7 protein-coding genes are annotated in these 15,430 nt (G+C 36.3%); 2 read left to right on the plus strand and 5 right to left on the minus strand.

The annotated features are described in order from the left end of the window. Window positions 1–11: 11 nt before the first annotated feature. From PQ462_RS13225 to PQ462_RS13245, 5 genes are all read right to left on the minus strand, one after another. Window positions 12–1,973, minus strand: a complete 1,962-nt coding sequence (locus tag PQ462_RS13225; protein WP_274250309.1) for an OmpA family protein — start codon at window positions 1,971–1,973, stop codon at window positions 12–14. A 2-nt stretch (window positions 1,974–1,975) separates the two neighbouring features. Then, entirely contained in the window at window positions 1,976–2,887 is a 912-nt protein-coding gene (locus PQ462_RS13230; RefSeq protein WP_012025927.1) for a PorP/SprF family type IX secretion system membrane protein, read from the minus strand. Between the two features lie 61 nt (window positions 2,888–2,948). Beyond that, entirely contained in the window at window positions 2,949–11,909 is an 8,961-nt protein-coding gene (locus PQ462_RS13235; RefSeq protein ID WP_274250310.1) for an Ig-like domain-containing protein, read from the minus strand. Between the two features lie 11 nt (window positions 11,910–11,920). After that, complete coding sequence (locus PQ462_RS13240) at window positions 11,921–12,679, minus strand: hypothetical protein (RefSeq protein ID WP_274250311.1); 759 nt, start codon at window positions 12,677–12,679, stop codon at window positions 11,921–11,923. A 453-nt stretch (window positions 12,680–13,132) separates the two neighbouring features. Then, window positions 13,133–14,197: a helix-turn-helix domain-containing protein gene (locus PQ462_RS13245; RefSeq protein WP_274250312.1), complete on the minus strand. Its 1,065-nt coding sequence runs from the start codon at window positions 14,195–14,197 to the stop codon at window positions 13,133–13,135. Window positions 14,198–14,306: 109 nt separating this feature from the next. On the opposite strand from PQ462_RS13245, the gene PQ462_RS13250 reads away from it, so the two are divergent. Both PQ462_RS13250 and PQ462_RS13255 read left to right on the plus strand, forming a co-directional pair. Continuing rightward, window positions 14,307–14,909: a Crp/Fnr family transcriptional regulator gene (locus tag PQ462_RS13250; protein ID WP_012025931.1), complete on the plus strand. Its 603-nt coding sequence runs from the start codon at window positions 14,307–14,309 to the stop codon at window positions 14,907–14,909. Window positions 14,910–15,004: 95 nt separating this feature from the next. Beyond that, complete coding sequence (locus tag PQ462_RS13255; RefSeq protein ID WP_012025932.1) at window positions 15,005–15,394, plus strand: RidA family protein; 390 nt, start codon at window positions 15,005–15,007, stop codon at window positions 15,392–15,394. Window positions 15,395–15,430 lie beyond the last annotated feature (36 nt).

Below are 15,430 nucleotides of genomic sequence, written 5' to 3' on the forward strand. Positions count from 1 at the left end.
AATGAACTTTGTTATATAGAAATAATCATAAATTCGCTTCTTCTGTTTTTTAAATGTTCTTCTTCAGAACATTTAACGCCGTCCTTACATCTGTTTAGCAGCTGGCTTTCTCCATATCCTTTTCCTCTCAAACGTTTGGCATCGATTCCTTTGCTTACCAGCCAGGCCATAATAGATTTTGCTCTTTTATCTGATAAAACCAAATTTGATTTTGCCGATGATCTGCTGTCTGTATGCGAACGTATATCGATTCTCATTTTTGGATATTCCTGCATTACTGCTAAAATCTTTCCTAATTCAACTGCAGCTGCATCTGTAATATTCCATTTTCCAAGATCAAAATAAATCATCGAGATGTTTAGGGTTTTACCTAAATCTGTTCCAATTTTGATGGCTTTTATTTCCGGAATTTCGATAGCTGCGATTTTTTCTTTTTCTAAAGTAAAATCTAACTTGTTATCGATACTAGTTGTAACCGCAAAACTGCTTTCTTTTGCCGGATATTGTTTTCTTTCAACTCTAACAAAATATTTCTTGTTACAGTTTACTTTAAAAGAATACGATCCGTCTTGTGCTGTGGTTAATTCTTCAATCTGCTGATGGTTTTCATCAAACAAAATAACTTTTGCTCCTTCTATTTTTTCGCTGGCTCTGCTGTCGAAAATAGATCCGGTTAAAGTTCTTTCGCAAACCAGTTTTTTGGTTTCTGTGAATTTGTAAATATCATCGTTGCCAACACCGCCTTTTTTATTTGAAGAAAAATATCCTTTGCGTGTGTGACTGTCTATGATAAAAGCGAAATCATCAAATTTTGTGTTTATTGGTTCACCAATATTCTGTACTTGATCGAATGTTCCGTTTTCTAAAATTTTAGAAACTACGATATCAAGTCCGCCAAGTCCCGGACGTCCGTCGGTTGCAAAATACAATTCGTTGTCTCCAGAAATAAAAGGGAAAGTTTCTCTTCCTTCGGTATTAATTGACGGGCCTAAATTTTGCGGTTTCCCGAATGTTCCGTCTGCATTAATAGTAACGCTGTACAAATCTGACTGTCCAAGAGTTCCCGGCATATCTGAAGCGAAATATAATTTCTTTTCGTCTAAACTTAAAGTTGGATGTGCTGTACTGTAACGGTCACTGTTAAAAGGAAGTTCGGTTATATTTGACCAATTTCCGTCTACAAGAGTGGCTTTATATAACTTTAGTAAAGTGATGTTTTTATCATTTTTACCGCGTTTTCCGTCTAAATAGTTGTTTCGGGTAAAATACATTGTTTTACCATCTTTTGTAAATACCGGTGTCGATTCATTGAACTTAGAATTAATTTCTTTGTTTAAAAGAACCGGATTGTAAACATTTCCGTCAGCTTTTATAGGAGCAATGTATAAATTGGTAAAAGATTTATTGGTCCATTTAAAAGTTTTTCCCTCTGCTTTACCAATTTTTCTGGCTGAACTGAAAACTAAATTGTTGTTATAAAAAGCGCTTCCAAAATCTGAACTTTCTGAGTTTACATTTGCACTCGAAATATCAAATCGGCCAGAATTTAATTTAATCTGCTCTAAGTAATTTTTGTTGTTTTCGAACAAAATTCCACGGCTGTCTGTATTTGTTTTTTTATTGAAGGCGTCCAGCATTTTATCTGCTTTTGCATAATCTCCAATTGATTTTAGAGATTGTGAATAACGGTATAAATATTCTGGTTCCTGCTGTGCATTTAGGGCAAAAAGCTTATCGTACCAAGTGGCGGCTTTTGGCAGTTCGGCATTAAAATAATAAGCGTTTCCTAATCTCTGGAACATTTTTTCATCTTCATAACCTTTGGCTGCAAGCTTTTCGTAAATCGCAATGGCATCCGCGTAAGCGAAATCATTGTATTCTTTTTCGGCTTTAGCTAAAACTGCTTTTTGTGCTATTGCGTTAAAGAAAAAGAAGGATAAAAAAAGTGTATATACTATTTTTTTCATTTTCATAATTAGAAAAATCTTGGTGATGTAATTCGATTATAACCTTTCATAAATTCAAAACGCAGGAAGATTTCATGCGAACCAGAATTGTAATTGTTTAACTTGGTTGTTTCGCGGTCGTAAGCATAACCAATGTACATGCTTTTGTTGATTTGAAATCCTGCCAGTGCACTTAAAGCGGCGCTCCAACGGTATGAAACTCCCACAACAAATTTGTCGTTGAACATAAAGTTTGCCGAAGCATCTAACTGAAGCGGCGAACCTTCGACCATTTTCCCTAAAATTGCCGGTTTGAATTTGATGGTTTCGTAACGATCTAAATTGAATACATAACCTGCAATTAAATAGTAATTGATTTGTTCTTTAAAAATGGCCACATCGTTATCATCATATCGATTGGTCTGGATGAAATTTGGTACAGATAAACCAATATATCCTTTATCTGAATGCCAGTAAACCCCTGCTCCTACGTTTGGTGAAAACTTATTTTTAAAGTCAGAAAACTGCGGGTCTCCCTGATGTTCCGGCGTTAACTTGTTTGGATCAAGGTTGAAAATATTTGCAGATCCTTTAATACCAAATGAAAGTTTTGCTGTTGCAGATGTTTGAATAGAATAAGAGAAATCTACCGAAAAATTGTTCTCGGTTGTTGGTCCGATTTTATCATTTACCAATGAAAATCCTAATCCTACATTACTGCTGTTTATAGGTGTATTTAATGATAAAGTACTTGTTTCGGGCGCTCCGTCAAGTCCAACCCATTGTGTACGATACAACCCAAAAATACTCATAACTCCTCTTGAACCAGCGTAAGCAGGATTTATGTTTATGGTATTATGCATATATTGTGTATACTGAGCATCCTGCTGTGCGAATCCTACGGCAGAACAAAACAATAAAACTAAAGCTATTTTTTTCATTTACTTATTTTTAAGATAATGGCTTAACCTAATGGCTAAGCCATTTTATTGATTTGGACTATTATTTAGTTAGATATAAATATCCTGCCTCCTGTTTAGGATTAGAATTGTTATCCTTATATCTTACTATATAATAATAAGTTCCTTCTGGTAGTCCGTTTGATTCTTTAACAGTAGTTCTTCCTTCTGAGAAACCTTTAAATACAATATCATTATTGTTGTAATGATCTCTTTCGAATACGAGAACTCCCCAGCGGTTAAAGATTTGAACCGTATTATCCGGGTAACATTCGATTCCTCTGATGTAAAATCTCTCGTTCATATTATCTCCGTTTAAAGAAATAGCATTAAAGATTTTAATTTTACAGCCGTTTACATCAATTTCTGTTGGAGCATCTCCGTTTTCATTTGCAGCATCAGACTTGTCTTCTACTTTTATACCGCTTTGAGTAGTTCCAGTAACTGTTGCCTGATTTACTACTGTACCTGCGTTAATATCTGCCTGAGTCAGAGTGTAAGTTCCTGTAAAAGTATGTGAATCACTTTCGCCTACTCCTAAACTTATTGGTCCTCCAGTGATTACAACTCCCGGCAATAAATCCGAAATTGTAATATTGTGAAGCGGAACATTCCCATTGTTTGTAATTGTAAATGTGTAGGTTAATGTTTCTCCAGCTTCTGCATTATCATTTTTGTTATGATCGTTTAATTCTACTTTCATAACTACTGTAATCGATGGCACTTCAACAAAAATCTTAACTATTGCTTCTGTACAGTTTCCAGGATTTGCTTTTTCACAAATTTGATAGGTCAGAGTATGGCTTCCTCCTTTAGTTCCCGGAGCTACATCAATAGTTCCGTCGCTGTTTAAGGTAATTCCTGTTGGGAAATCACGAGGTGTTAAAATAACATCTGCAGGATTTACTGGAACACCGTTTAATTTATCATTGTCTAAAACATTTATTACTTCCGGCGAACCATTAAGTCCGTCTGCAATTATGTTATCATCGTCGTTTTCTGCTTCAATACCAAAATGAGGTCTTGCATTACATCCAGAAACTGCTGCAGGATAATTCACTGTTATAGATTCTGTCGGGTTTAATGAAAACTGCATAGTAACTGCTGGTCTTGTTAATTGGAAACCGTCATTACCTTCAATCCATTGTCCGTTTACGAATATCCATCCCGGCCAGTCAATTGGTTTGTTATTACTGTCAAGAACTGCTCCCGGCCATAAAACATTACCGCTTAAAGGCATATTGGTTTGAGTCTCTACAACATTATTAGCACTGTCGATCCAGGTAATAGTTACTAAACCTTTTGGCGTGAAATTATCAGCCTTTACATTATATTGAACATAAGGCGCATTGTCTGAACAATAACTGCTTGCCGTTACTGTCATTTTTGGAGCTTCAACCGTTACTGTAACTGATGCTGAAGTACAGTTAGAAGAATTTGCTTTCTCGCAGATTTCATAAGTTAAAGTATAGTTTCCTGGAGGAGCATTTGGAATTAACTCAACTGTTCCGTCTGGTTTTAATGTTAATACATTATTTGGATCTGGAACTAAAACATCTAACTTAACATCTGTAAGTAATAATGGATCATTGTTTAGCGTATCGTTATCTAAAACATTTACTACTTCAACTGTTTCATTAATACCTACTACTGTACCTACAGGATCCGGAGTGGCAACTAATACCGTTTTGTCTACCGGAATTGTAATTGTTGCCGGAGTAGCATCTACTGCTCCATTATTGTCTGTTGCTGTAAATGTAAAAGTATCATTTCCTGAAAATGCTCCGCTTGGATCATACGTTAACATTGCAGCTTGTGCAGGAGTTAAAGTTTGATTTACTGTAACTGGCACGCCAGATAAAGCTAATACTCCATGAGCTGGTAAAGTAACTACGATATAGTTTACAATTGTTCCGTCTGTATCTGTTGCAGTCAGCGCTTTAATTGCTGTTGCTCCTGCTCTTGAAGGAATATGTGAATTTGTATCGTCATGTGCAACTGGTGCATTATTACCAACCGGAATTGTTATTGTTGCAGGTGTTACTGCAGATAATCCTAAATTGTCTGTTGCGGTAAATGTAAACGTAACGTTTCCTGTAAATGTTCCGCTTGGCGTATACGTTATCATTGCAGCTTCTGCCGGAGTCAATATCTGGCTTACCACAATTGGATTTCCTGCTAAACTTAAAGTTCCATTTGCTGGTAAGCTTAAAATTGTATAATTAGCAATTGTTCCGTCTACATCTGTTGCTGTTAAAGCATTGATAGTTGTTGGTCCAGCTGTTGAAGCAATTACATTGTTTGTATCGCTGTTTGCAACTGGCGCATCGTTAACTGGATCAACCGTTATTTTAACCGTTACGGTGTTACTGTCAAGGTTTCCGTCATTAGCTTTATAAGTAAAACTATCTGTTGTGGTTTCACTTCCGTCATGAACGTAAGTAAAAGAACCATCTGCATTTAAAGTTAAAGTTCCATGAGATGGTCCTGTAACTAAAATCGCTGTTAAGGCATCACCTTCTACATCCGTGTCGTTTGATAAAACACCTGTAGCTGCAGGAACATTTAAAGTTGCTCCTTCATCTACTGTATAGTCATCTTTTACAGCAACCGGTGCATCATTTACAGCAGTAACCGTGATTTCGATATTCGCTGTTGATGTTAAGCTTCCGTCTGTAATCACATAAGGGAAACTGATTGGCGTTGTTGAATTAAAATCAGCTGAAGGTGTAAATGTAATTACTCCCGAAGCTGAGATGTTAACTCTTCCGTTTGGAACTGTAATTGACTGAACACCTCCTGTTAATGTTGCTCCGTTGATTGACACGATAGAAAGGGTATCTCCTTCAGCATCTGTATCATTTAAAAGTGGAGTCAACGTAACCGTATTGTCTTCTGCAACTGTGTATTCGTCTTTTACAGCAACCGGTGCATCATTTACAGCAGTAACCGTGATTTCGATATTCGCTGTCGATGTTAAGCTTCCGTCTGTAATCACATAAGGGAAACTGATTGGCGTTGTTGAATTAAAGTCAGCTGAAGGCGTAAAAGTAATTACCCCCACTGCTGAGATGTTAACTGTTCCGTTTGGAACTGTAATAACTTGTGCTGAACCTGTTAATGTTGTTCCGTTGATTGACACGATAGAAAGCGTATCTCCTTCAATATCTGTATCATTTACAAGCGGATTCAACGTAACTGTATTGTCTTCAGCAACTGTGTATTCATCTTTTACTGCAACAGGAGCATCGTTTACAGCTGTAACCGTGATTTCGATATTGGCTGTAGCTGTTAAGTTTCCATCTGTAATCACATAAGGGAAACTGATCGGCGTTGTTGAATTAAAGTCAGCTGAAGGCGTAAAAGTAATTACTCCTGCTGCTGAAATATTAACTGTTCCATTTGGAACTGTAATAACTTGTGCTGAACCTGTTAATGTTGTTCCGTTGATTGACACGACAGAAAGCGTATCTCCTTCAACATCTGTATCGTTTACAAGCGGCGTTAATGTAACGGTGTTATCTTCTGCAACAGTGTATTCATCTTTTACAGCAACCGGTGCATCGTTTACAGCAGTAACCGTGATTTCGATATTGGCTGTTGCTCTTAGGCTTCCGTCAGTAATCACATAAGGGAAACTGATTGGTGTTGTTGAGTTAAAATCCGCTGAAGGCGTAAAAGTTATTACTCCTGAAGCTGAGATATTAACCGTTCCATTTGGAACTGTAATTGACTGAACACCTCCTGTTAATGTTGTTCCGTTGATTGAAACAATAGAAAGCGTATCTCCTTCAACATCTGTATCATTTACAAGCGGCGTTAACGTAACCGTGTTATCCTCAGCAACTGTGTATTCGTCTTTTACAGCAACTGGAGCGTCATTTACTGCTGTAACCGTAATTTCGATATTGGCTGTTGCTGTTAAGCTTCCGTCAGTAATCACATAAGGGAAACTGATCGGCGTTGTTGAGTTAAAATCCACTGAAGGCGTAAAAGTTATTACTCCTGAAGTTGAAATATTAACTGTTCCGTTTGGAACTGTGATAACTTGTGCTGAACCTGTTAAAGTCGTTCCGTTGATTGACGAAATTGTCAAGGTATCGCCGTCAACATCTGTGTCATTTGCAAGCGGCGTTAATGTAACTGTGTTATCTTCTGCAACTGTGTATTCGTCTTTTACAGCAACTGGAGCGTCGTTTACGGCTGTAACCGTGATTTCGATATTAGCTGTTGCTGTTAAGCTTCCGTCAGTAATCACATAAGGGAAACTAATTGGCGTAGTCGAGTTAAAATTAGCTGAAGGGGTAAAAGTAATTACTCCTGAAGCTGAGATGTTAACTGTTCCGTTTGGAACTGTAATAACTTGTGCTGAACCTGTTAACGTTGTTCCGTTGATTGACACAATAGAAAGTGTATCTCCTTCAACATCTGTATCGTTGCTTAATGGAGTTAATGTAACTGTGTTATCCTCTGCAACTGTGTATTCATCTTTTACCGCTACCGGAGCGTCGTTTACTGGATTAACCGTTATTTCAACTGTTACAACATTACTGTCTAAGTTTCCGTCATTGGCTTTATAAGTAAAACTGTCTGTTATCGTTTCACTTCCGTCATGAACGTAAGTGAAAGATCCATCTGCATTTAAAGTTAAAGTTCCATGAGATGGTCCTGTAACTAAAATCGCCGTTAAGGCATCACCTTCTACATCCGTGTCGTTTGATAAAACTCCGTTAGCAGTGACAACTGTAAGGGTTCCACCTTCATTTACCGAGTAACCGTCTTTAACCGCAACCGGTGCATCATTTACAGCAGTAACCGTGATTTCGATATTCGCTGTAGCTGTTAAGCTTCCGTCTGTAATCACATAAGGGAAACTGATTGGCGTTGTTGAGTTAAAATCTGCTGAAGGTGTAAATGTAATTACTCCTGAAGCTGAGATGTTAACCGTTCCGTTTGAAACTGTAATAACTTGTGCTGAACCTGTTAACGTTGTTCCGTTGATTGACACGATAGAAAGCGTATCTCCTTCAACATCTGTATCATTTACAAGCGGCGTTAACGTAACCGTGTTATCTTCTGCAACTGTGTATTCGTCTTTTACTGCAACCGGAGCGTCGTTTACTGGATTAACCGTGATTTCAACTGTTACAACATTACTGTCTAAGTTTCCGTCATTGGCTTTATAAGTAAAACTGTCTGTTATCGTTTCACTTCCGTCATGAACGTAAGTGAAAGATCCATCTGCATTTAAAGTTAAAGTTCCATGAGATGGTCCTGTAACTAAAATCGCTGTTAAGGCATCACCTTCTACATCCGTGTCATTTGATAAAACACCTGTAGCTGCAGGAACATTTAAAGTTGCTCCTTCATCTACTGTATAGTCATCTTTTACAGCAACCGGTGCATCGTTTACGGCTGTAACTGTAATTTCGATATTGGCTGTTGCTGTTAAGTTTCCGTCTGTAATCACATAAGGGAAACTGATTGGCGTTGTTGAGTTAAAATCTGCTGAAGGTGTAAATGTAATTACTCCTGAAGCTGAGATGTTAACCGTTCCGTTTGAAACTGTAATAACTTGTGCTGAACCAGTTAATGCTGTTCCGTTGATTGACGAAATTGTCAAGGTATCGCCGTCAACATCTGTGTCATTTGCAAGCGGCGTTAATGTAACCGTGTTATCTTCTGCAACAGTGTATTCATCTTTTACAGCAACCGGTGCATCATTTACGGCTGTAACCGTGATTTCGATATTGGCTGTTGCTGTTAAGCTTCCGTCAGTAATCACATAAGGGAAACTAATCGGTGTTGTCGAGTTAAAATCCGCTGAAGGTGTAAATGTAATTACTCCCGAAGCTGAGATATTAACTGTTCCGTTTGGAACTGTAATAACTTGTGCTGAACCTGTTAATGCTGTTCCGTTGATTGAAACAATAGAAAGAGTATCTCCTTCAACATCTGTATCGTTTACAAGCGGCGTTAACGTAACCGTGTTATCTTCTGCAACTGTGTATTCGTCTTTTACTGCAACCGGTGCATCATTTACGGCTGTAACCGTGATTTCGATATTGGCTGTTGCTGTTAAGTTTCCGTCTGTAATCACATAAGGGAAACTGATCGGCGTTGTTGAGTTAAAATTCGCTGAAGGTGTAAAAGTTATTACTCCTGAAGCTGAAATATTAACTGTTCCGTTTGGAACTGTGATAACTTGTGCTGAACCTGTTAATGTTGTTCCATTGATTGACGAAATTGTCAATGTATCTCCGTCAACATCTGTGTCGTTGATTAATGGAGTTAACGTAACCGTGTTATCCTCTGCAACTGTATATTCATCTTTTACAGCAACTGGTGCATCGTTTACAGCTGTAACCGTGATTTCGATATTGGCTGTTGCTGTTAAGCTTCCGTCTGTAATAACGTAAGGAAAACTAATCGCCGTTGTTGAGTTAAAATCTGCTGAAGGTGTAAATGTAATTACTACCGAAGCTGAGATGTTAACTCTTCCGTTTGGAACTGTAATAACTTGTGCTGAACCTGTTAATGTTGTTCCGTTGATTGAAACAATACTAATAGTATTACCATCAACATCTGAGTCATTGCTTAACGGAGTTAAAGTAACGGTATTATCTTCTTGAACTGTATAAGTATCTAATACTGCTGTTGGATTATGATTCACAGTTGGTGTAGCTGAACCAGAATTATTTCCTGGAGTAGGATCACTCTGCGAACCTGAAATAGAAGCAGTATTAGCATAAGAACCTGTTGCATTTACTCTTGCAGTCATGCTAAGTGTTACACTTGCACCATTGGCAAGATTTCCAATCGTCCAATCTGGTGCAGACCATGTACCAGTAGAAGGCGTCGCACTTATAAAAGTATATCCTGAAGGAAGATTATCTGTAACTGTTACTCCAGTCGCACCACTAGGTCCGGCATTTGAAGCTGTAATAGTAAAAGTAACCTGATCTCCCACATTAGGAGTAGTATTATTTACCGTTTTCGTTACCGAAAGATTCGTCTGAACTAAAGGTGTAGCAGTTGCCGAATTATTTCCTGTTGTACTATCTGGATTATTTCCAGAAATACTTGCCGTATTAGCATACGATCCTGTAGCATTTACTGTGGCAGTTACGGCTAAAGTTGCACTTGAACCGTTTGTAAGAGATCCAACAGTCCAGTTTGGTGCTGACCACGTACCTGTTGAAGGTACTGCGCTTACAAAAGTATACCCAGATGGAAGTGCATCGCTTACTGTAACTCCTGTAGCTTTGTATGGCCCGTTGTTTTTGGCTGTAATTGTAAATACAACATTATTTCCAACACTTGGATTAGAATTATCTGCCGTTTTTGAAATTTGAAGATCTGCAGGACAAAGTGCTCCTTCAAAACTTCTGTTAGTTACAGTAGTACCTCCACACGAAGTAGTAACTGTATATCGAACTTGAACAGTACCAACACCGGTAAAACTTAAAGTGTTTCCATTTAAGGTCCCTGGGCCGCTTACAAGCTCTAATGTTCCTCCTGCAGGAGTTGGATTTAATAAAACAGGATCATCAATACAATATTTAGAATCAGGTCCGCCTCCTAATGAAATTGGCTGAATAACTGGATTTGATTCTGCACCGCAAATTTGTACGTTCGCTGTTGCAAAAGTATAAGTAGTCTCTATTACGTCATCACCTGAGCCATTCCCCATACTACCACTATACCTATGACCAACATAACCAAATCTTGATTCACATCTTTTAACAATCATTGAGGTATGTCCTCCTGTTTCCACAGCTAAAATTCTATCAGAAGCAGATATCCCAAACGGCATAACAGGATCTATAGTGGCGCTCGTACTTACACCTCCAAGTAAACTTTTATTATTTTGTCCAAAAGCATATAGATTATAATTATTATTTATGACATTCACAGCGCTATATTCAGTATCATGTTCTTGGACACTAAACCACTTAATATCATTCATAACAGGACCATTTACAGAGTTATATCTTGGTTGTACCCATGATAATCTGTTTACAGGATCCCAGTCACCTAACTGTTTGTTTGTATTTCTTCCTAGACCGTACAAATTACCATTAGTTGCTAAAACATAATAAGATTTGACACCGTCTGGTCCAGTTGAACCAATCATTTTTGGAGTTATTGAGGCAGGAAGCGTCATTTGCGCTGCTCTAGTCTGATTGCCGCTAGCGCTATTATTTCCTAAATAAACACTAGTTCCCCAAACATACACTGTACCATCTGATTTCAAAGCCATAAGGCTGTTATAACTTCCTCTACAAGCAACAACATTGCTCAAAAATGGATTACCGTTCTCTGTAGTCGTTACTCGATACCAATTTAAAGCATCACCTGAAGCTCCATTTCCTCTAACATTTGCAGTTTGAGAAATAACCCATACATCTCCGCTGCAGGTTGTTATAGCTAATGTTCCATAGGTAGCAAACATCATTTTTACATCACTTGGAATTACACCCGTTGGTAATCCGTTAGCATTTCCAGCAATTGTGATTTTCTGAAATGTTGAATTAGTAGTAATACTGGCAGCTAAAACGGCTCCTGCTGTACCCCATGCATACAATCCATCTGTAGCCAAAACTATCGCTTGAGTAGAACTAGATGAATTACTCCCCAATGCTCCTTTTAGTACTGTAGCTCCAGCGCTTAATGCAGGGAAATTTGTTCTGTTTATTGTTCGAGATGTTGTTAAATTGGCTGTTCCGTTATTTGCCATCCTTTCTCCCCAAACTTGAAGAGAACCATCTGAAGTTCGTACAATAGTACTGTGAAAACTTGATATAAAGTTATCGTATTCTATTGATGACGCATCACTATTAGAATCAGCACCAAAATTCGATAAATTGGTACCTGAACATCCCTGAACAGGAATAGCACATTGTGCATTTGATACCTGACTGAATATAAAAAATACAAAAAACAAAAAAATTGCATTTTTTACATTGAGTACACTATTAAAATTAAAGTAGTTTTTTATCATAAATAACTCGATTATTTTATTACCTGAGGAAGATTATAGGTCTGAACCTGATTATTAAAATCATGAAAATCAAACATCAGATACGTTTCCTGATTGACGATTCCTGATAGTTTATATTTCAATAATTGTGTTTTATTACCAATAGCAATTTCAGTTTCAACTGGTTCAACAGTAAAAGAAACACCTAATCCCGCAACCGACATGCCCGGTGCAGGTAATTTTGTAATGGAATTATCTTTTGTAGAAATTTTTGCCGGAACAGTAATTATTAAATCTGAATAATTTCTTCCCTTCACGATTTTCTCAGAAAAAGTGATTTTAGAAAAATCGAAAGTCAATCTCACAGATTCAACTTTTACTTTAAATCTTTCTTCAAACGCTGGATGATGGCATTCTTCATCATGTTTTTTGTTTTCGTGAAAATTAATTTCGTATTCTCCTGGTTCTTCAAATGAATAGTTATTAATTTCATTACCGCGAATTGCAGCGTGAATATTTTTTGCAGAATTAGCAATGGTCCATGTTACAGATTCATCGATAGTTCCGAAATCAATTTTTTCTCCAAATGAAATCACTTTGTAATATTGATTTGACGCGAAACCAATTTGATTCTGAGCTTCAGATGTATAACCAATTAATAAAATGAAAATAAAAAGAGAAACAACTTGTTTTTTAAAGTTTAAACTTGTTGTTGAAGCATTTTTTCCTGTCTGCATAAAATCATTTTCAGCAGATGAAAACAATAAAAAACTAACTAAGAACTGCTTCAAAGTCCGATCTTTATTACACGTTAAGTTTTTAAAATAAGTAAAGTTCACCATATATAATCAATAATTAAAAATTCACAAAAAAGCATAAAAAATCCCTGTACGCTCAGATTTCATTTTTTTGAAAATCCGGCGCATTTCTGTTTGTAATAAAATTTTATAAAATGCTGTAAGAACAGCAAAGACAAAGGACTGACAGCTGAAATATGTAATTTCTAAAAAGCGTCAATCACTTCTTTCGCGGCCAAATGTAGAGGAAAAATAAAGCTGTGAATAGTCAATTCGGACATATTTTAGTCGAAATGCGAATCTATATAACCTGCGAGAAAAACTCTACGTAAAAACCGCAATAAGTGTTTTTAAAACACTATAAATGAAACAATTATATTTTTACTGATTTACAAAGAATTAAATCAAAAAATGGGAAGAAAATATTTTTTTTGGAAATTTTAGTTTTCAAATCACCTGAAAACGAGCTTCTGAGGGCAGTTTGCCAAATCTTTTCTTAAAACTAGAAGCGAATCTTCCAGCCGAATCATAACCTGCAACTACAGCAATTTCCTGAATACTGAAATCTGATTTTTTAACCAGCTGTTCTGCAAGCATCATGTTTTTTTCTTTATGGTATTGCAGCATCGAAAATCCAAAAACAGCTTTAAAATTTGCTTTTAATTTGGTAGTTGACATGTTAACTTCTTTGGCTATATATTCTATCCCAATAAAAGGAAGATGAAGATTTTGCAGAATAATCTTCTCTGCTCTCGATACGTTCAGATAATCCAGATTGGTTAAAGAAATATTATCTTCAATACGAGTATCAATAAAACAATTATCAAAAAACTCTGTTACTAATTTCATTGACTTCTTTTTGATCGCAATGTTATCTGCTTCAGAATTGTTTTCTTTTTCCAATAAATCAGATAACTCAGCACCAACCTCATGTGCCTTCTGCGAAATGTCAAGCCAGGTATAAGATCCTCTTTTTCCATTCAGGAAATTTAAAATCGTTTTTCTTTGTTTGAATTTTTTAGAAGTTAAATTCTTTTTAGCCCAATCTTTATGAATAGCTATGCTGAAGAATTTTCCATTGGCTTGTTTATAAAAATAACTGGAAATCTCTGTATTAGGTTTGCTTATTGTCCAGCAAGTACTTAAAAGATTTAAAGCACTGCCGTCTTTCAAAGGAAATTTATATTCAAAAATCGAAAAAGTTAAAAGGTAATATTCGCTGCTCTGCTTTTTATCATAACCGGAAAGCGCCATAATGTTTTCCTTCATATTTAGATAAAATGTCAAAAGCCAAAAACCTTGATCCATTTCTCTGTAATACATTTTTGCTTTACACAAAGATGTATTAAAAGTAATAAGACGTTTTTCAGGAAAATGCCTTGTAATAGGCAGTTTCAACATACTATCTAACATTATTTGCGGAGAATTGAACAAATAAGGAAATTGAAAGAAACCATCCTTCAATAAAAAAAGATATTTCTGAATATGTTTAGGCCAATTATCTAAAGTCATAAAAATTAAAGCAGTTCGAGGCGGATATAAATTTGTTCTTACCTTATAGTCAATAAGGAGTATAGCATACAAAAATAAAAAAAATGAATTTTATAACCTTTAAAAAAATATGATTTCATTGATAATTTTAAATAACTTTGAAATTCCTATGCAGTTAAAATTCCGCGAACATATTGAAAAAATTGTACCCCTGACAGATGAAGAATTTTCATTTGTAAGTCAGCACTTTTCTGTAAAAAAATTTAAAAAACATCAGTTTTTAATTCAAAAAGGAGATAAATCCGTTTATTCCTTTTTTATAGTTTCAGGTCTTTTAAAATTGGTTTACACCGATGATTCCGAAAAAGAACATATTGTTTCCTTTGCCATGGAAGATTGGTGGGAAAGTGATTATTATGCGTTTTTTACCCAGACCGAAGCAACAATGTCGTTAGAATGTCTGGAAGATACCGAAGTACTTTGTTTTTCATTTGAAGATTATAAAAACCTATGCAGCGGTCTGCAGAAAATGGAACGCTTTTTTCTGGAAAAAGCCACTTTTGGATTCCTTAGTTCGCAGCGCCGTATTATTTCCTCAATGGCTTTCAGTTCAAAAGAGCGTTACGAGCAGTTTCTTAAACAATATCCTTCACTAATTCAGCGAATTCCTAAAAGTTTAATTGCTTCTTATTTAGGTGTTTCCAGAGAAACCCTAAGCAGATTATCTTCTTGATGTGACAAACCTCACATTTTATTCGTGAGAAATGTCAAGACCTGATTCCGTTTCTTATTTACAATTTTGCAGTATAAATTTTAAATAAAAAAGAAATGGAAAAAAGAATCATAAATCCGTGGGAATGGCAAAATGAACGCAGTTATGTACAAGCCGTAGAAGTTAAAAATCCGCAGGGAACATTATACGTTTCCGGACAAACCGCCATAAGTGCAGACGGAATTTCGAGCAATGAAGATATGGAATCGCAATTAAAACTTGCCATAAAAAACCTCGAACAAGTAATAACAGAAGCCGGTTATGAATGCAGTGGTATCGTGAGATTGAATATCTACACTACAGCAACTCATGAACTGTGGCCTCATTTTTCTATTATCCAGGATTGGGCAGCGAAGCATAATATCAAACAAGCCACAACTTTAATGGAAGTAAAAAGTCTTTTTGAAACCTTAAAAGTAGAACTTGAAGCTACGGTTGTTAAATAAGGTGCTAAGGTACTGAGGTACTAAGATACTGAGCCT

Origin of the sequence: Flavobacterium sp. KACC 22758 (assembly GCF_028736135.1) — a bacterium.
Classification (GTDB): Bacteria; Bacteroidota; Bacteroidia; order Flavobacteriales; family Flavobacteriaceae; genus Flavobacterium; species Flavobacterium johnsoniae.

Bases quoted from the DNA above. Each gene is read 5' to 3' on its own strand.
- PQ462_RS13225 (WP_274250309.1), bottom strand. From the start codon at position 1,973: ATGAAAATGAAAAAAATAGTATATACACTTTTTTTATCCTTCTTTTTC.
- PQ462_RS13230 (WP_012025927.1), bottom strand. From the start codon at position 2,887: ATGAAAAAAATAGCTTTAGTTTTATTGTTTTGTTCTGCCGTAGGATTC.
- PQ462_RS13235 (WP_274250310.1), bottom strand. From the start codon at position 11,909: ATGATAAAAAACTACTTTAATTTTAATAGTGTACTCAATGTAAAAAAT.
- PQ462_RS13245 (WP_274250312.1), bottom strand. From the start codon at position 14,197: ATGACTTTAGATAATTGGCCTAAACATATTCAGAAATATCTTTTTTTA.
- PQ462_RS13250 (WP_012025931.1), top strand. From the start codon at position 14,307: ATGATTTCATTGATAATTTTAAATAACTTTGAAATTCCTATGCAGTTA.
- PQ462_RS13255 (WP_012025932.1), top strand. From the start codon at position 15,005: ATGGAAAAAAGAATCATAAATCCGTGGGAATGGCAAAATGAACGCAGT.